11 protein-coding genes and 1 pseudogene are annotated in these 17,445 nt (G+C 70.7%); 4 read left to right on the forward strand and 8 right to left on the reverse strand.

What is annotated here, in order from left to right; genetic code table 11:
* Window positions 1-125: 125 nt before the first annotated feature.
* The 3 genes and pseudogenes from C4U44_RS21270 to C4U44_RS21280 form a co-directional block, all read right to left on the reverse strand.
* The gene (locus C4U44_RS21270; protein WP_103887515.1) at window positions 126-2,414 is read right to left on the reverse strand and encodes an NEW3 domain-containing protein; all 2,289 of its coding nucleotides are present in this window, start codon (window positions 2,412-2,414) and stop codon (window positions 126-128) included.
* 350 nt (window positions 2,415-2,764) lie between these two features.
* A complete protein-coding gene (locus C4U44_RS21275) occupies window positions 2,765-5,395 on the reverse strand; it encodes a right-handed parallel beta-helix repeat-containing protein (RefSeq protein ID WP_235032240.1) in 2,631 nt (876 codons plus the stop codon).
* Window positions 5,396-5,730: 335 nt separating this feature from the next.
* Window positions 5,731-6,417: pseudogene (locus C4U44_RS21280) on the reverse strand (glycosyl hydrolase family 95 catalytic domain-containing protein); the annotation flags it as partial.
* A gap of 642 nt (window positions 6,418-7,059) precedes the next feature.
* On the opposite strand from C4U44_RS21280, the gene C4U44_RS41595 reads away from it, so the two are divergent.
* Window positions 7,060-7,212, forward strand: a complete 153-nt coding sequence (locus C4U44_RS41595; RefSeq protein WP_160145080.1) for a hypothetical protein — start codon at window positions 7,060-7,062, stop codon at window positions 7,210-7,212.
* Window positions 7,213-7,246: 34 nt separating this feature from the next.
* Here the strand turns inward: C4U44_RS41595 and C4U44_RS21285 are convergent, their stop codons facing one another.
* The 4 genes from C4U44_RS21285 to C4U44_RS21300 all read right to left on the reverse strand — a co-directional run bounded on the left by C4U44_RS21285 (window position 7,247) and on the right by C4U44_RS21300 (window position 10,793).
* Window positions 7,247-8,491 carry an RNA polymerase sigma factor gene (locus C4U44_RS21285; RefSeq protein WP_103887519.1) on the reverse strand — a complete coding sequence of 415 codons (1,245 nt, stop codon included), beginning with the start codon at window positions 8,489-8,491 and terminating at the stop codon, window positions 7,247-7,249.
* Complete coding sequence (locus C4U44_RS21290; RefSeq protein ID WP_235032241.1) at window positions 8,488-8,874, reverse strand: YciI family protein; 387 nt, start codon at window positions 8,872-8,874, stop codon at window positions 8,488-8,490. The genes C4U44_RS21285 and C4U44_RS21290 overlap by 4 nt, the downstream gene beginning before the upstream one ends.
* Before the next feature lie 5 nt (window positions 8,875-8,879).
* Window positions 8,880-9,260 carry a YciI family protein gene (locus C4U44_RS21295; RefSeq protein WP_103887523.1) on the reverse strand — a complete coding sequence of 127 codons (381 nt, stop codon included), beginning with the start codon at window positions 9,258-9,260 and terminating at the stop codon, window positions 8,880-8,882.
* 675 nt (window positions 9,261-9,935) lie between these two features.
* Window positions 9,936-10,793, reverse strand: a complete 858-nt coding sequence (locus C4U44_RS21300; protein ID WP_103887525.1) for a 3-hydroxybutyryl-CoA dehydrogenase — start codon at window positions 10,791-10,793, stop codon at window positions 9,936-9,938.
* Window positions 10,794-11,043: 250 nt separating this feature from the next.
* On the opposite strand from C4U44_RS21300, the gene C4U44_RS21305 reads away from it, so the two are divergent.
* The 3 genes from C4U44_RS21305 (at window position 11,044) to C4U44_RS21315 (ending at window position 14,825) form a co-directional block, all read left to right on the forward strand.
* A complete protein-coding gene (locus tag C4U44_RS21305) occupies window positions 11,044-12,336 on the forward strand; it encodes a glycoside hydrolase family 10 protein (RefSeq protein WP_103887526.1) in 1,293 nt (430 codons plus the stop codon).
* Window positions 12,337-12,474: 138 nt separating this feature from the next.
* Complete coding sequence (locus tag C4U44_RS21310) at window positions 12,475-13,209, forward strand: DUF7873 family protein (protein ID WP_103887528.1); 735 nt, start codon at window positions 12,475-12,477, stop codon at window positions 13,207-13,209.
* Between the two features lie 449 nt (window positions 13,210-13,658).
* Window positions 13,659-14,825 carry a methyltransferase gene (locus C4U44_RS21315; protein WP_103887530.1) on the forward strand — a complete coding sequence of 389 codons (1,167 nt, stop codon included), beginning with the start codon at window positions 13,659-13,661 and terminating at the stop codon, window positions 14,823-14,825.
* Between the two features lie 221 nt (window positions 14,826-15,046).
* On the opposite strand, the gene C4U44_RS21320 is transcribed toward C4U44_RS21315, so the two are convergent.
* Window positions 15,047-17,266 (reverse strand): NADP-dependent isocitrate dehydrogenase, encoded by a 2,220-nt coding sequence (locus C4U44_RS21320; protein ID WP_103887532.1) that lies wholly within the window; start codon window positions 17,264-17,266, stop codon window positions 15,047-15,049.
* Window positions 17,267-17,445: the final 179 nt, after the last annotated feature.

Raw genomic sequence — 17,445 nt, forward strand, 5'->3', positions numbered from 1 at the left:
TTCCTCTCCAGTTCGGTCGCCGGGGGCTCCGGGTGCCGCCACGGCAGAGTGTCCGGCCCGTCGGCCGCCCGTGTGCCCTGCCGGTGGACGGCAGGGCACACGGGCGGTGGCGGAGAGCAGGAGCGTCAGCTGGTGGCGAAGCCGTCGAAGTCGACCTCGCTGGTGGCGCCCGACTGGTGCGCGGTGGCGAAGACCCCCACGTCCTGGGTGGCCGTGGCCGACGGGACGCTGACGGCGGCCACTTCGGTCCACGTGGCGTCGTCGGTGGAGTAGTAGCCGGTGTAGGTGGTGCCGGTGCGGACCAGTTTCAGCCAGCTGGGATAGGCGGCGGTGCCGATGCCGGTGTTGTTCGGGGCGCTGTTGGAGTCCAGCTGCCCGTCACCGTTGGCGTCCCACTGGATGACGTAGCCCTTGCCGGGGGCCTCGACCAGGATCAGGAATCCGGGCGAGGTGTTGGTTCCGGTGATGTCGTTGCGGACCATGATGCCCGCCTTGGCCCACGCGTTGGTGTTCGTCTGCGAGTCGATCTTCACGACGGTCGTCGAGCCGTCGTGCTCGGCGCCCGCCTGGTAGATGGCGCCGTACTGGTTGGTGCTGCCGTAGACGTCGGACCCCTGGGCCCTTACGCCCAGCCGGGTGCCCTCCTGGCTGAAGCTCGCGGTCGTCGAGGCGAACGTCTTGTCAGGCGCCGTGACCGGCTGGTTGACGGTGAGGACACCGCTGGCGGTGTCCTTCGCGGGGACGACCAGGAGCCAGTCGTACGCCGCGCTCGCGTCGACCGTCTCGGCCGCGAACAGTCCGGTGCTGGCCGGTGTGTTCACCGTGAACGTGGCCGACACGCCGGCGCCGGACCGCACCGCGGCGAATCTGGTCTGCGAGGTCGCCTCGACGGTGACGCCCGCGGGCGCGGTGAGGGTCAGCCGAACATCGGTCGCCGCGAGCGCACCGTTGTTGGTGAACGTCTCGGTGACGGTGTTCTGCCCGCCGTCGGACGCCCCGGCAAGGCCGGCCAGGGTCACGGTGGTGCTGGGCGCGGTGAGCAGGGCCGCGGCGTGGTGCAGCGGCCTGATGCGCAGGAGCGCCACGCCGTGTGAAGGGACGGTGGCCGCGACCGTGCCGGTGGAGGTCTCGGTGGTGCGGTGGCTCCACAGGTCCTGGAGCGAGTAGTCCGCGGACGCGGGAAGGCCGAGGGCGGCCGCGGTGGAGGAGACCGTCTGCCCGTTCGCCGAGGTGTTGAACAGGCCGACGACCACGTCGCCGTTCTGCTCGGTCTTCGCAAAGACCTGGGTGTTCGCGTCGCTGCTGATCCGCTTCGCGTCGATGGCGTCCTGGTCGACCGCGAGGACGGAGCGGTTCTTGAGCAGCGCGAGGTCGGTCGGGTCGAGCCTGGTCAGGTCGGTGCCGAGGATGAGGGGCGAGGCGGCCAGCGACCACAGGCTCATCTGGGTCTTGCGCTCATCGAGTGTCAGGCCGTCGTCCGACCCGTTGCCGACCTCCAGCGAGTCGTAGTCGTTGAACGCGCCGGGACTGCCGTAGGGCGCCCAGTTGGCGACCTGGTTGAAGCGCGAGGACACCGACGACCACGCCGTCAGCGGGAAGCTGCTGCCGTTGGACTCGCAGCTGTAGCACTCGATGTCGCCGCCCGTGCGCCATCCGTTGGACAACTTCGCCCAGGTCGAGGCGTTGTTGATGTCGAGGCTGTTGGACAACTCCAGGTGGACCGGGCGCCCGGTCTGCTTCAGGGCGTCCGACCAGGCCTGCACGTCGGGGACGTCCGGGGTGCCGACGCCGTCGATCTTGACGTAGTCCACCCCCCAGCCGGCGAACTGGTCGGCCCAGGAGTTCACGAAGTCCTGGGCGCCGGGCTTGGTGTAGTCGATTCCCACCATGCCCTTGCAGTTGTAGTTCTTCTCCGTCGCCGTGGTCGCGATGTCGGCCGCGTGGTATGGCGTTCCCTCGATGGCCGTGTTCTGCGCGACGGCCTGCTTGGAGATACCCGGGGTGACGTAGAGGCCGAACTTCAGACCGAGGGAGTGCACGTAGTCGGCGACGACCTGGATGCCGTTCTCGTCGCCCTTCGGCGGGAACTTGGTCTCGTCGGTGACCCAGCGGCCGTACTGGTCGACGTCCGGGCCCTGGCTGCCGGGGCAGTGGTACCAGAAGTCGTCGATGTTGACGTAGAGGTAGCCGGCCTTTGCCAGGCCGCTGTCCTTCATGGCCTTCGCGGTGGCCTCGATGTTCTCGGCCGTCGGGTTGTGCCGGACGGCGCTCCAACTGCTCCAGCCCAGCGCAGGGGTGGCCCCGACGCCGTTGCCCTCGGCGACGGCCGCCGGAGCGTTGGTCGCCGCGATGCCCGTGGTGAGCAGCACGGCTCCGACGAGCGCGGCCAGCAGGCCGCGCACGGGTCTCTTCATGGGGTCTCCTTGATGACCGCACCCCGACAGCATGGCGGCCAGGGTGGGGTGGGTTTCCGTCCGGAGGGGCGTCTCGGCCCCGGCTCGCGCGGGTGGCGGCCAAGGGACGAACCACCGCTGAACCTTCGCGATTTCACACACGATCCAACGTGAACGAGCAGATATCACCGTGCGATTCTCTGTATGTCAATAGTTCTCACCATCGAGACCGCGGTCATGCCACGAACTTGACCCGTATCCACCTCATATCGACGTAAAGGGCGTCAATCATCCTGCCGTCGATTCTTGGGGATCCGGGCATGTGCCATTGCGCCCCGCCCACCGTGGGCGGGGCGCGGTCGGGCAAGGGCTTACGCCGCCGGGGTCGTGCCGGTGACCGTGGCGGAGGGACCGGTGCCGGCCGGGGTGACGGTGGCGACGGTGACGGTGTACGTGGTTGCCGGAGTCAGACCGCCGAGCACGCGGAACATCGGGTGCGCGGAGGGCTGGGTGACCAGGACGTCGCGCCCGGAGACGTCGACCGTACGGCTGCCCGAGGTGTCGGTGACGACGATCCGGTAGCCGATGACCGGCGAGTCGCCGGTGGTGGTCGGCGGCGTCCAGTTGATCGTCGCCGCGGTGGGCTGGGCCTTCAGCTTCAGTCCGGTCGGCGCCGGCGGCAGCACGGTGGCGGCTTTCGGGGCGAGCGGCGCTGAGGGCAGGGAAGGCGCGCTGCTTCCATGGGAGTTGACCGCCGTCACGGTGACCTTGTAGGGGACGCCGTCGGTGAGGCCGGTGAGCCGCACCAGGGCCGCGGACGTGAAGTCGGCGGCGGAGACGAAGGTGGTCGCGGCGGTGCGGCCCGCGGGGTCGACGGCCGTCGCCCGGTAACCCAGCAGCGGTGAACCGCCGTCCACCCACGTCGGGTTGAAGGCGACCATCAGCGTGCCGTCCTCGCCGGCCGCGGTGGCGACCCGGCTGGGCGCCACCGGTACCGAGGCGGGGGTGAACCGCCGGCCGAGGATGCCGCGGTAGACCGGCTCCAGGCCCGCGGCCGCGACCACGTCGGCGGGGGCGTCGGAGGGGGAGGCGATGATGTGGTTGTCCTGGGTCACCACGCCCTTGTTGCTGCCGTTGGCGTCGCCCTGCTCCCACCAGTTGCCGGAGATGAGCGTCGGGTCGTTGTTGTGGAGGGTGTCGCGGTAATCGACGTGGGTGCTGAAGACGTTGGCGTACGACGCCCCGTACAGCACGTTCCCCGAGACCGTCTCGTAGGTGCAGCCGTTGTCGGTGTAGACGCTCTTGCCGAGGCCGAACTGGCCGTGGATGACGTTGCCGGTGACCTTCTCACCGGCGGCCATCGACGTGCCGGTCAGGCCCTGGGTGTAGATGCCGCCGCCGTCGTCGAGGCCCTGCATGTAGTCGGTGATCAGGTTGTCGCTGACGGTGTTGTCGTGGCTGTCGTTGGGGGTGGCGGGCGAGCCGATCTTGTCCGGCCAGCCGCCCCAGCCCATGGAGATCGCCGAGTAGCCGACGTGGTCGATCTGGTTGTGGGAGATCAGGTCGTGCTGCGTGTAGCCGTTGACGATGGGGACGCCGCCGCTGAACTCCCTTGGCAGGTCGTAGAGGTGGTTGTCGGTGACCTGGACGTTGCGGGTGACGTCGGCGTCGTCGGTGGGCAGCGGCTTGTCGACGCCTCCGACCTCCACGCCGTTGCCCGAGATGTCGGTGAAGACACTGCCGCGCACGGTGGCGTTCTGTGCGCCGTCGCCCAACTCCAGTCCAGCGGCGCCGAGATGGACGAAGGCGTCGTCACTGAAGTCGAGATCGCGGCCGTGGTCGATCGCGACGTTGCCGGGCTCCTTGGTCCACGCACCGAAGGGGCAGTCACCGCCCGGACTGAAGCCGCACAGGCCCTCGGTGGCGTAACCGGTCGGCCCTGAGATGGTGTAGCCGGCCTGGATCTCGGAGAAGCCCTCGTCGGAGGAGGGCGTCAGCCAGGTGGCATAGGAGAACTGAAGCCCTCGGAAGGCGATGTCGTGCAGGGGTGCGGCGGCCGTGCCCAGTCCGTCCACCAGTTTCTCGAGCGCGGGTGCCTCGACGTCGGCACGGCGCAGGTCCTCGCCCTTTCGGGGCATGTAGTAGACGGTGTGCGAGGCGCGGTCCAGATACCACTCGCCGGGGGTGTCCAGAAGTTCCCTGGCGTTCTCCATGTACGTCACGTGGGCGCCGTTGGTCAGCGCGCCGGGGCCGACCATGCTCACGGTGCGGCCCGGGATGTCAGGGAACTCCACCCGCTTGGTGGAGTTGTCCCAGCAGGGCTGGACCATCGTGACGGACGTGCCGGAGGCGGAGGCGATGTCGCAGCGTGGCTGCGTCCACTGGCCGAGGCCGTCGCGTACGAAGTTCCACAGCGACTCACCGCTGGTGTAGACGAATTCGGCGCCGGCGATGTCGGGCCAACCGGCGAGGGTGCCGTCGGCTGCGGTGTAACCGGTCGCGGTCTTGGTGAGGGTGACGGGCACCTCGCCCGCGGCACGGTCGGCGCGCACCCCGTCGACGTACAACTGGCGTGTGTTGGACAGTCCTTGGGGCGCCGGGGCGGCCCACAGGCCGGAGTGGCCGGGGACCTGGTGCCAGCCGGTGACCTGCTTGCCGCCGCTGATCACGGTGTCCCCGGTGCCCTGCCAGACCACTCGGTGGCCGTTCGAGCCCGAGTCCCGGGAGTCGAGGGTGAGCGGCTTCGACAACCGGTAGGTGCCGCTCGCAATACGGACGGTGAGGTCCGCGGTGAGGTTCCGGTCGCTGTCCCGGACGAGGTCCTGGGCGCGTTCCAGGGTGCGGACGGGGTGGCGGGCGTCGCCCTGCGCGTGGTCGTTGCCGTACGGCGAGACGTACACGTCGTGGGACGGCGGCGAGGCATTCGCCGTGGGTGCGACGGCCAGCCCGGTGAGCGCCAGGGCGAGAGCCGCCAAGGACGGCAGGAGCGGTTTTCCGGACACGATCAACGTCCTCCCGGAGTCGGTATCGGTATCGGTGCGAGGGTTGCGGGGCGCCGGCGGGCGGGTCGGCCCGGCCAGGGACCGGGACGGAACTCGCGGTCAGGAGGTGGGCAGGCCCCAGCGTGGGCCGGCGCGTTGGCTGCCACGGGAGCCAACCCGGTGGAGGGACGGCTGCCCCGGGGGTAGAGCCACGCCTCCTGGCCGCGGTCCAGTTCGACACGCAAGGTGCCGCCCCCGAGGTCGGTGTAGGGCAGCGCGCGGCCCGCGCCGTCGCGTACCTCAAGGGGCCCGGCCAGGTCGGTGCGCACCACGCAGGGCGCCCCCGCCTCGCTGTACAACATGAACCCGTTGGTGTCGGTCGGTGGTGCCACCAGCCGCAGCAGCACGTCGCGCCAGCGCGGCGCCAGCGGGTCGTCGACGCCGAGGATCCGCGCGGACTCCAGCAGCGTGGTGCAGCCCCAACGGATCAGCGCCAGGTCGTAGTTGGTGTCGGGGGTGTTGACGCCGTACTCGGGCGAGAAGGTCGTCGGCAGGTGCAGCCTGCCGTCGCTGCCGGGCTCGAGGAAGTGCAGGTAGTAGTTGATCGACTGGCGCAGCAGCGGGAAGACGACGTCCCGCAGGATCGACTCGTCCATGGTGTGGCGGTAGGAGAGCCATACGTTGTGCAGCGCCCAGGTGAGGTTGCCGACCTCGGGAGTGGGTGCGTCCTGGCCGGGGATGCCGCCGCCGGTGCCGTCGGGCCCGGCGTCCGCGCCGTGGCTGAGCGTGGTGTCGTTGGAGCGGGCGATGACCAGCGAGTCGGAGCGGTAGGCCGGCGCGGTCTGCGTTCTGACGTTCTCCCGGAACTCGCTCAACGACCGTGTCAGGCCGTCGAGTTCGAGGTGGTTGGAGCCGTGGATGAGCCAGTACTCGAGCTGGACGTTGAGGTTCCACCAGGAGGCGGGCCACGGGGTCGGCTCCAGCCAGGGACCGGTGGTGGCCATGACGGGGGCGTCCCTGCGGGCCGCCGAGGCGACCTTGTACCGCGCGGCCTCCGGCGTGGCCGGCGATCCCGACACGGGCGGCGCCGCTGCCGCCGCCGTGTCCGCCACGCCGGTGCCCACCGCCGCACCGGCCACAGGTCCGCCCAGCACCGTACGCCGGGACACACCGCTTCTGCTGCCCATACCGCCTCCCGAGCATCCGGCTTGCGTTCATCCGCCCGTGTTCACGCGCTGTGCTTGCCTGCAGGCGCTCACCGCATCCATCCGATCTATCGGCGGTCGGACGCTAGACCCGGCTCACAAGAGTCGTCAAGGAAGAGCGCAGAGTTTGATTGTGTTACCTATTGGTTCAACTTGAAGCGTTGATTCATCGGACCATTTGGTTGACGTGTACGCGACCGGAGGTGTACCACGGTGCTTACGACCGGACCGTGCTTCAGTGACCGGAACGCCGAGGAGCAGCACGACGCGACCGGCCGGACGTCACCTGATTCCCGGCCTGGCGCTCGTGGCGGCCGGCGCGGGGACCCTGCTCGCCGCACCGACGGGAAACGCGGCGGACGGCGAAGAATGTGATGGCACCCTGACCGTGCCGGTCGCCGGGGCGTACAGGACCCGGGTGCGGCGGCGGCCTCTCATTTGGCCGTTGACGAGAATCACCCAGCGTCATAGAAGACCGGGGTGTCGGTGTCCTTCGACGTCCAGCGCGCAGCACCGCCCGTGGCCGGCGCCGCCGCACCGCTGCCCGGTGCTGACCCCCGCCCCTTCGCGGAGCCGCGCGACACCGGCCTGCTGTGCCTGATCTGCATATGGAAGTGCCTGCGCCCCCTGTGAACGGTGGCCGGAGCGGGCTGGTGAGACGTGTCGGTCAGTCGGCGAGCTGGTCGCGGCGGCGGGTGAGGTAGGCCCGTTCCGCGGGGTTGCCGGCGAGACCGATGGCCCGGTCGTACGCCGCCCGCGACTCGTCGCCGCGCCCGAGTCGACGCAACAGGTCGGCGCGCGCGGCGTGGAAGGCGTGGTAGCCGCCGAGGACATCGCCGAGCCGGTCGATCTCGGTGAGCCCGACCCCGCAGCCGTCGACCTCGGCGACCGCGACCGCGCGGTTGAGCCACACGATCGGGGAGGGGTCGATCAGTGCCATGTGGTCGTAGAGGGCGACGATCGCGGACCAGTTGGTGTCGCGGGCGGACGGGGCCGCCGTGTGGACCGCGTTGATCGCGGCCTGCAGCTGGTAGCGCCCGGGTGGGCCACCGCCCGCCGCCACCGCCTCGATCCGCTCCCGGACGAGGGCGTTGCCCTCGGCGATGAGGGTGCGGTCCCATACGCCCCGGTCCTGCTCGCCGAGCGTCACCAGTTCCCCGGTGCGGGACACGCGTGCCGGTCGCCGGGCGTCGGTGAAGAGCATCAAGGCGAGCAGGCCGGCTACCTCACCGTCGTCCGGGAGGAGCGTCCGGAGCAGGCGGCCGAGGTGGATCGCCTCGTCGGTGAGGTCGACGCGCACCGGGTCGTCCCCCTCGCCGGCCAGATAGCCCTCGTTGAAGACGAGGTAGACGACCGCGAGCACACCGGCGAGCCGCTCGCGAAGGTCGTCGGCCGAGGGAACCCGGTAGGGAATGTGTGCCGCCTTGATCTTCGCCTTGGCACGGGTGATCCGTCGCGCCATCGTGGTCTCCTGCAGCAGAAAGGCGCGGGCGATCTCGGGGACGGAGAGGCCGCCGAGCAGGCGCAGGGTGAGCGCCACCCGGGCCTCCATCGCGAGCGCGGGGTGGCAGCAGGTGAAGACCAGCCTGAGTCGGTCGTCCTCGACCGGGCCGGTCGGCTCCGGAGGAGTGTCGTCATACACGATTCGAGCCGCCTGGTGCCTGGCGTCGCGCTGGGACTCGCGACGGAGCCAATCGATCGCCTTGCGGGTCGCGGTGGTGGCGAGCCAACCGCCAGGATTGGGCGGTACGCCGTGGCGCGGCCACCGCTCCGCGGCCGCTGCGAACGCCTCGGCCGTCGCTTCCTCGGCGATGTCGAGATCGCCGAAACGGCGTGCGAGGAAGGCGACCACCCGCGCCCACTCCTTGTGGTGGGCACGGGTGATCGCCTGCTCGACGGTGGGACCGATCACGGCTCCGGCAGCTCTCGTACCGGTACCTCGGTTCGGAAGGGGCGCGCCTCGACCGCGCAGCGGCACGCTTTCGACCCCTCGGCGGCGAGCGCCAGTGCCACGTCGAGGTCGGCCGCCTCGACGACCCAGAAGCCGCCCAGGTACTCCTGCGTCTCCAGATAGGGCCCGTCGGTGAAGGCCGGCCTCTCACCCTGCCCGTCGACGGTGGTGGCGGTCGTCGCGGGCTCCAGGCCGCCGGCGAAGACGAAGTGACCGTCCCTTCGAAGCCTCCCGTTGAAGGCGCCGGTGTCGGCGAACACCCGCAGCATTGCCTCCTGAGAGGGGTGGGTGCCCGACTCGGTGCGCTCGGCCGGCCCGTGGACGGACAGCAGGTACCTGGGCACCGGGCTCACGTCTGCCCGGAGCCGTCACGCCGGGCCGATCCGGAACCGCGGAACCGGTGTACCTCCTGCGGCCAGTCGAGGACGGTCGCGAACCGGCCGGCCCAGTATCGCGCCGCATCGTCGTCGGGCACGTCCACGACGGCGAAGCCGCCGAGGTGCTCCTTGGTCTCGGCGTACGGCCCGTCGGTGAAGACGGGCTTGCCGCCGACCAGTTCGACACTGCACACCGCGGTGGACCGGTCGAGCCCGCCGTTGGTGAAGATCAGGACATCTGCAGCCAGCATCTCCTCGCACACGGCCCGGACGGCCGTACCCTTCGCACGCAGTTCCTCCGCCGTATGGTCAGGCACCCATTCGTCGTTGAAGGTGATCAGATACTCCGGCATGCTCGTCTCCTCCTGGTCCTCGGGGGCGAGGGCCTGTTCCGGCTCCTCGTGTCCGGCCGCCCGACGGGCCGCCGCACACCAATTCCACGAACGGCTGCGCCCTGATACGACACCATCTCGGAAATTCCCCTTCACGGCAGCCCTGGCGTAGCGACCGAGGAGTGCGCACATCTGCCGCTGCCCGGCCAAGGGAACTCACGGTTTCGGCGCCTCTGTCCTGATCGTCCTGTCCGCCGCGGTGGTTCAGGGTGTATGCCACTCCGCCAGCTCGGCCCCGGCCGTGATCCGTAGGTCCGGTCGCGCCCTGAGCGACTTTGAGGTTCGTGCTGAGGCCATGGTGGCTGAGCCCCCTCACCGGCCGGCGCAGGCACGTGACCACCGAAGGGGGCAGTGTCGCCCGCGGTGGGTGCGCCAGGGACTTTTCAGGGACTTTCAGTTCTGTCGGAGGGACATCCGAGGGACTTCGCGCCGTGCAAGCAGGGAAGGCTCGGACGGCGCGGAAAGGCTCCGGGCGACGGCGCGCCAGCTGCGTGGCGAGCTGCTCGGCGGGGCGCTCAGGCGCCGTCACCGGGAGTGGACGACGCAGCACTGGACCGCCCGCACGTCGTCCGACCTCGGCGTATATGCGACGACGGGCCCGGCGGCAGCTGCCGCCGGGCCCGCCTCGGGTGCACCTCAGTACGTGTAGAACCCCGCGCCGGACTTCCGGCCCATGCGGCCCGCGTCCACCATGCGCTGGAGGATCGGCGGAGCCGCGTACAGGGGCTCCTTGTACTCCGCGTACATCGAGTCCGCGATGGCCGCGACCGTGTCCAGGCCGATCAGGTCGGAGAGCTTGAGCGGGCCCATCGGGTGGGCGCAGCCCATCTCCATGCCGTTGTCGATGTCCTCGCGGGTGGCGATGCCGGACTCGTACATCCGGATCGCCGAGAGCAGGTAGGGCACCAGGAGCGCGTTCACCACGAAACCGGAGCGGTCCTGCGCGCGGATGGGGTGCTTGCCGAGCACATCGGTGACCAGGGCCTCGGCGCGCTTGAGGGTGTCGCTGCCGGTGGTGAGGGCCGGGATCAGCTCGACCAGGCGCTGCACGGGCGCCGGGTTGAAGAAGTGGATGCCCAGCACCTGGTCCGGGCGGGAGGTCGCCACGGCGAGCCGGACCAGCGGGATGGAGGAGGTGTTCGAGGCGAGGATGGCGTCGGGGCGGGTGACGACCTGGTCGAGCGTCTTGAAGATGTCCAGCTTGACCTGCTCGTTCTCCACGACCGCCTCGATCACGAGGTCGCGGTCGGCGAACTCGGCCAGGTCGGTGGTGAAGGTGAGCCGGTCCAGCGCCGCGTCCCGCTCGGCCTCGGTGAGCTTGCCCCGTTCGGCGGCCTTGCCGAGGGAGTTCGCCAGCCGGGCGCGGCCCAGCTCCAGCGCCTCGCCGGTGGTCTCGGCGACGCGGACGTCGAGCCCGGCCTTCGCGCACACCTCGGCGATGCCCGAACCCATCTGGCCCGCGCCCACCACTCCGACGCGCTGGATGTCACTCACTCGTCAGCCTCCCGACCGCGGGCCGTGCCGGCCCTGCCGCTGCGTCCACCTGATCACGTACCGGACAGACGTTACCGCCCACCGGGGTGCCGGAACCCGGCGCCCTGCCCCTCCAGTGGACTAGACCATTTCGCGGTTGCCGCCATGGCCGCCGCGCACCATCATCGGCGGATCTGAACGGTGCTTCAGGCGCCTTGCGGGCTGCGGCGATTCGGCGGCCCGGGCGGCTCTGGCAGATCAGGAGGACGGAATGGACCCACTCTCCCGCAGGACCTTCACGGTGGCGGCGGCCGGCACGCTCGCCTCGGCCGCGGCGGCCGGCACCGCGCAGGCGGCCGCTCCGGGGGCGGCGCCCCGGGCCGGGTCCGGCGTGGCCGTGCCGGGCGGCCGGACCGGCGCGCACCGGCCGGCCACCGCGCGCCGCGAGCTGCGCGGCATGTGGATCGCCACCGTCACCAACACCGACTGGCCGTCCGCCCCCGGGCTGTCCCCGGCGGAGCAGCGCGCCGAGCTGATCGACCTGCTCGACATCGCCGTCGAGCGCCGCCTGAACGCGGTGATGTTCCAGGTCCGCCCGACCGCCGACGCGTTCTGGCCGTCGCCGTACGAGCCGTGGTCGCAATATCTCACGGGCACCCAGGGCCGCGACCCGGGCTGGGATCCGCTGGGCACCGCCGTGCACGAGGCACACCGCCGGGGACTCGAACTGCACGCCTGGTTCAACCCGTACCGGGTCGCGATGACCGAGGACCCGAGCACGCTGGTCCCGACCCACCCGGCCCGGCTGCACCCGGACTGGGTGCTGCCCTACGGCGGCAAGCTGTACTACGACCCCGGGCTGCCCGAGGTCCGCCGCTTCGTCGAGGACGCGATGCTCGACGCCGTACGCCGCTACCCGATCGACGCGGTGCACTGGGACGACTACTTCTATCCGTACCCGGTGGCCGGTCAGACCTTCGCGGACGATGCGAGCTTCGCCCGCTACGGCGCCGGCTTCCCCGACCGCGACTCCTGGCGGCGGCACAACACCGACCTGCTGGTCAGCGAGATGGCCGCCAGGATCAAGCTGATCCGGCCCCGTACCCAGTACGGCATCAGCCCGTTCGGGGTGTGGCGCAACGCGGCCAACGACCCGCTCGGCTCGGCCACCCAGGCGGGCGTGCAGACCTACGACGACCTGCACGCCGACACCCGCGGCTGGATCAAGCGCGGCTGGCTGGACTACATCGCCCCGCAGATCTACTGGAACATCGGCTTCGCCGCCGCCGACTACGGGATCCTGGTGCCCTGGTGGTCGGACGTGGTGGCCGGCACCCGGGCGAAGCTCTACGTGGGGGAGGCGCTCTACAAGGTCGGCGTCGCGGGCCAGCCCGCCCAGTGGCAGGACCCGGCCGAGCTGTCCCGGCACCTCACCTTCGACGCCGATCACCCTGAGGTGCGCGGCAACATCTACTTCTCCGCCACGCAGGTCACCGCGGACCCGCTGGGCGCGATGACCGAGGTGGTCGCCGACCACTACCCGACCCGGGTGCGCACGCCGTGAGCTGACGGTCCCTCACCTCCCGTGCGCGGCCGCGTGCCGCGCACGGGATGTCCCGGCCCGGTCCTGGCCCGGTCACGGCCCGGTAGCGGCCCGATAATCCGCTCGAACGACCACCGGCCGCGCTGTTACGTTCTGCGGGTGGCGAAACTCAACCAGATCATCGCGGTCGAGAAGGGCGTCAAGTCCAAGGCGCAGCAGGAACTGACCGCGGCCCATCACGACCTCCAGAAGCCCGCACTGCTCTCCGGCATCGCCCGGACCTACCAGCCCAAGGACGAGGAGGGCGAGCAACTGCCGCCCGAGTCGACCCGGGTGCAGTTGCAGGCGGAGCAGGTGCTGAAGTCCACCGCGGCCGTGCTGACGCGGCTGTTCGACGTGACCGCCACCAAGGACTGGGCCAACTGCGAGGCGCGCGCCCACGTCACCGTCGACGGCCGGGAACTCGTCCGCGACGTGCCGGTGTCCTACCTGCTCTTCCTGGAGAAGCAACTCACCGACCTGCACACCTTCATCCGCAAGCTGCCGGTGCTGGACGCCGCCGAGGCGTGGAACCTGGACGCCTCCACCGATGCGTGGAAGACCGAGCCGGTGCGGACCAACCGCACCCGCAAGGTGCCCCGCAACCACGTGAAGGCCGAGGCGACCGAGAAGCACCCCGCGCAGGTGGAGGTGTACTACGAGGACGTGGCGGTCGGTTACTGGACCACCGTGAAGTTCTCCGGCGCGCTGCCCGCCCGGCGCGTCAACGAACTGCTGGAGCGGGTCGAGAAGCTCCAGCAGGCCGTGAAGTTCGCCCGCGAGGAGGCGAACGGCGCCGAGGTGACCGACCAGCGGGTGGGTGACGCGGTGTTCGGCTACCTCTTCGGGTCCTAACGGACCACAGACTCCCTCCGCCCAGTGCGGAGGGTGCGCGAGGAGCGCAAAGCTGAAGCTGAAGCTTGTCGTGACCGACGCGGTTCCCGTGGGGGTTCGAATCCCTCTCCCGGCACCACCGGCCGGGGTAGCCCAACCGGCAGAGGCAGACCGCGGTAAACCTCAGACTCTCGCTCCAGACTCAGCATTCGCCGCCGATCGCCGGATCGACCGGCCACGGGCTGCGTCGTCAGGTGCCGGTTCGACTCCGGTCCGCCGCTCTCCTCCCGCACCGCGCGGTCCACGCGCGGTGCGGACCGTGCGGCGGTAGCTCAATGGCAGAGCGCGACGACATCAAGGTGACCTGTGGCCTCAAGCGTGCCGGCGTGCGCACGTGGCGGCATCGAGGGGCCCGGAGACTGGACACGTCTCCGGGTCCCGCTCCTTTTCCCGGTTACCCTGGGCGCACGATGCACCGATTCAGCTCGCCGTGGGGCGACCTCGACCTGACCCGATTCCCGGCCGAGCCGCGCGAGCAGCTGCGGGCCTGGGACGCCGCCGACGCCTACGCGCTCCAGCACCTGGCCGAGACCGGCGCCGTCACCGCGACGGGGCCCGGCGGCCCCGCTACCACCGTCGTGGTCGGCGACCGCTGGGGCGCCCTGACCACCGCGCTCGCCGCCCACGGCGGTACCCGCCCCACGCTCGTCACCGACTCCTACCTCGCGCGGCAGGCCACCGAGGCGAACCTGCGCCGCAACGCCCCGGCCGCGCAGATCACCCTGCTCACCACCCGCGACGCACCGCCGCCCCGGGTCGACCTGCTGATCGTCCGGGTGCCCAAGAGCCTGGCCCTGCTGGAGGACCAGCTGCACCGGCTCGCGCCCGCCGTGCACTCCGGTACGACCGTGCTCGGCACCGGTATGGTCAGCGAGATCCACACCTCCACGCTCAGGCTCTTCGAGCGGATCATCGGCCCCACGACCACGTCGCTGGCCGTACGCAAGGCCCGGCTGGTCTTCTGCACGCCCGCGCTCGGCCTCGCGCCCGGCCCGAACCCGTGGCCCCTGCGGTACGCGCTGCCCGAGGACATCGGCGTGATGTCGGGGCGCACCGTGGTCAACCACGCCGGGGTGTTCTGCGCGGACCGGCTCGACCTCGGCACCCGGCTCCTGCTCGGCCATCTGCCGCGGCGCACCGGTCCTGACCGGGTGGTCGACCTCGGCTGCGGCAACGGCGTCGTCGGTACCGCCGCGGCGCTGACCAACCCCGCGGCGGAGGTGCTGTTCACCGACGAGTCGTACCAGGCGGTGGCCTCGGCGGAGGAGACGTTCGCGGTGAACGTCCCTCCGGGGGTGAAGGGGGAGTTCGCGGTCGGGGACGTGCTGTCGGATGTGCCGCCCGAGAGTGTGGATCTCGTGCTCAACAACCCGCCGTTCCACTCCCACCGTGCGACCACGGAGGCTGCGGCCCGCCGCATGTTCGGTGCGGCGAGGGCCGCGTTGCGCCCGGGGGGCGAGCTCTGGGTGGTCGGCAATCGTCATCTCGGCTACCACGTGCGGCTGCGGCGCCTCTTCAGCGCGTGCGACGTCGTCGCCTCCACCCCGAAGTTCATCCTCCTCCGCGCCACCAAGTAGCCGCTCCGGTGGGGTTGTTGCTGTCGTGCCCGGTCCACCGGCCGGTGGCCGGTTGCTCGCGCAGTTCTCCCCCAGCCTGGCGGCTGGGAGGTGCCCCCACGCGCCCCTGAGGGTGGACGTTCGTCCGTGTCCGTGTGGGTGTCCCGGGCCGCCGACGGGTGGACGTTTCCGTGTCGGCGGCCCGGACCGCTGGGAGGTGGACGTCAGTCCGGGGAGACGGGTCAGCCGAGGGACGACACCGCGGCGTTGAACGTCGCCGAAGGCCTCATCACGGTCGTCGCCTTCTCCACATCCGGCTGGTAGTACCCACCGATGTCCACCGGCGAGCCCTGAACCGCCAGCAGCTCGGCGACAATCGTCTCCTCCTGCCCGCTCAGCGTCTTCGCCAGCGGCGCGAACGCCTCCGCCAGCTTCACGTCGTCGCTCTGCGCAGCCAACTCCTGGGCCCAGTAGAGCGCCAGGTAGAAGTGGCTGCCGCGGTTGTCGATCCCGCCCACCCGCCGGGACGGCGACTTGTCCTCGTTGAGGAAGGTGCCGGTCGCGCGGTCGAGGGTGTCGGCGAGGATCTGCGCCCGCGCGTTCCCGGTGGTCTGCGCGAGGTGCTCGAAGCTGACCGCCAGCGCCAGGAACTCGCCGAGGCTGTCCCAGCGCAGGTAGTCCTCCTTGACCAGCTGCTGCACGTGCTTGGGCGCGGAGCCGCCCGCGCCCGTCTCGAAGAGGCCGCCCCCGTTGATCAGCGGCACGACCGACAGCATCTTCGCGCTGGTGCCCAGCTCCAGGATCGGGAAGAGGTCGGTGAGGTAGTCGCGCAGCACGTTGCCGGTCACCGAGATGGTGTTCTCGCCGCGCCGGATGCGCTCCAGCGACAGCTTCGTCGCCTCGACCGGGGACATCACGCGGATGTCGAGCCCCTCGGTGTCGTGCTCGGGCAGGTACGCCTCGACCTTGCGGATCAGCTGCGCGTCGTGCGCGCGGTCCTCGTCCAGCCAGAAGACGGCCGGGTCGCCAGTGGCGCGGGCGCGGGTGACCGCGAGCTTCACCCAGTCCCGGATCGGCAGGTCCTTGGTCTGGCACATCCGGAAGATGTCGCCGGCGCCCACGGCCTGCTCCAGCACGGCGGTGCCGTTGCCGTCGACGACCCGGACCGTACCGGTGGCGGCGATCTCGAAGGTCTTGTCGTGGCTGCCGTACTCCTCCGCCTTCTGCGCCATCAGGCCGACGTTGGGCACCGAGCCCATGGTCGCCGGGTCGAAGGCGCCGTGCGCGCGGCAGTCGTCGAGGACGACCTGGTAGACGCCCGCGTAGCTGCTGTCCGGCAGCACCGCGAGGGTGTCGGCCTCCTGCCCCTCCGGGCCCCACATGTGGCCGGAGGTACGGATCATCGCGGGCATCGAGGCGTCCACGATGACGTCGCTGGGCACGTGCAGGTTGGTGATGCCGCGGTCGGAGTCGACCATCGCCAGCGCCGGGCCGGCGGCCAGCTCGGCGGCGAACGACGCCTTGATCGCCTCGCCCTCCGGCAGCTTCTGCACGCCGGCCAGGATCGCGCCGAGGCCGTCGTTCGGGGTCAGGCCCGCCGCGGCGAGCACCGCGCCGTACTGCGCGAAGGTGTCGGGGAAGAACGCGCGCACCGCGTGGCCGAAGATGATCGGGTCGGAGACCTTCATCATCGTGGCCTTCAGGTGCACCGAGAACAGGATGCCCTCGGCCTTGGCCCGGGCCACCTGGGCGGTCAGGAACTCGCGCAGCGCGCCGACCCGCATCACCGACGCGTCCACGACCTCGCCGGCCAGCACCGGGACGGACTCGCGCAGCACGCTCGTGCTGCCGTCGTCGCCGTGCAGCTCGATCCGCAGCGTGCCGGCCTCGCCGATCACCGCGGACTTCTCGGTGGAGCGGAAGTCGTCGGCGGACATGCTCGCCACGTTCGTCTGCGACTCGGACGTCCAGGCGCCCATCCGGTGCGGGTGGGCCTTCGCGTAGTTCTTCACCGCGGCGGCGGCGCGCCGGTCGGAGTTGCCCTCGCGCAGCACCGGGTTGACCGCGCTGCCCTTGACCCGGTCGTAGCGGGCGCGGATGTCGCGCTCCTCGTCGGTCTTCGGGTCGTCCGGGTAGTCCGGCAGCGCGTAGCCCTGCTCGCGCAGCTCGGCGACGGCCGCCTTGAGCTGCGGGATCGAGGCCGAGATGTTCGGCAGCTTGATGATGTTCGCCTCGGGCCGCTGCGCCAGCTCGCCGAGTTCGGCCAGCGCGTCGTCGATCCGCTGGCCCTCCTCCAGGTACTCGGGGAAGCCGGCGATGATCCGACCGGCCAGCGAGATGTCCCGGCTCTCGACGGTGACCCCCGCGGTCGAGGCGTAGGCCTGGATCACGGGCAAGAACGAGTACGTCGCCAGGGCCGGGGCCTCGTCGGTGTGCGTGTAGATGATGGTCGAGTCAGCCACCGGTTGCTCTCCGTTCCAGTCTCCAACATTGCTTGATATCAAGATATCCCGTGGCCGCCGCTTCCTCGAACAAGCCCCCGGATCCGCCGGGTCCCGGGCCGGACTCCAGCGATCTCGATCCGTGATCGCTGCTGGTGCGAGCTGCTTCTTGGTCGGCCGCGGGCCCGCCGGTTGACTGT

Origin of the sequence: Actinacidiphila yanglinensis, assembly GCF_900107965.1 — a bacterium.
Classification (GTDB): domain Bacteria; phylum Actinomycetota; class Actinomycetes; order Streptomycetales; family Streptomycetaceae; genus Actinacidiphila; species Actinacidiphila yanglinensis.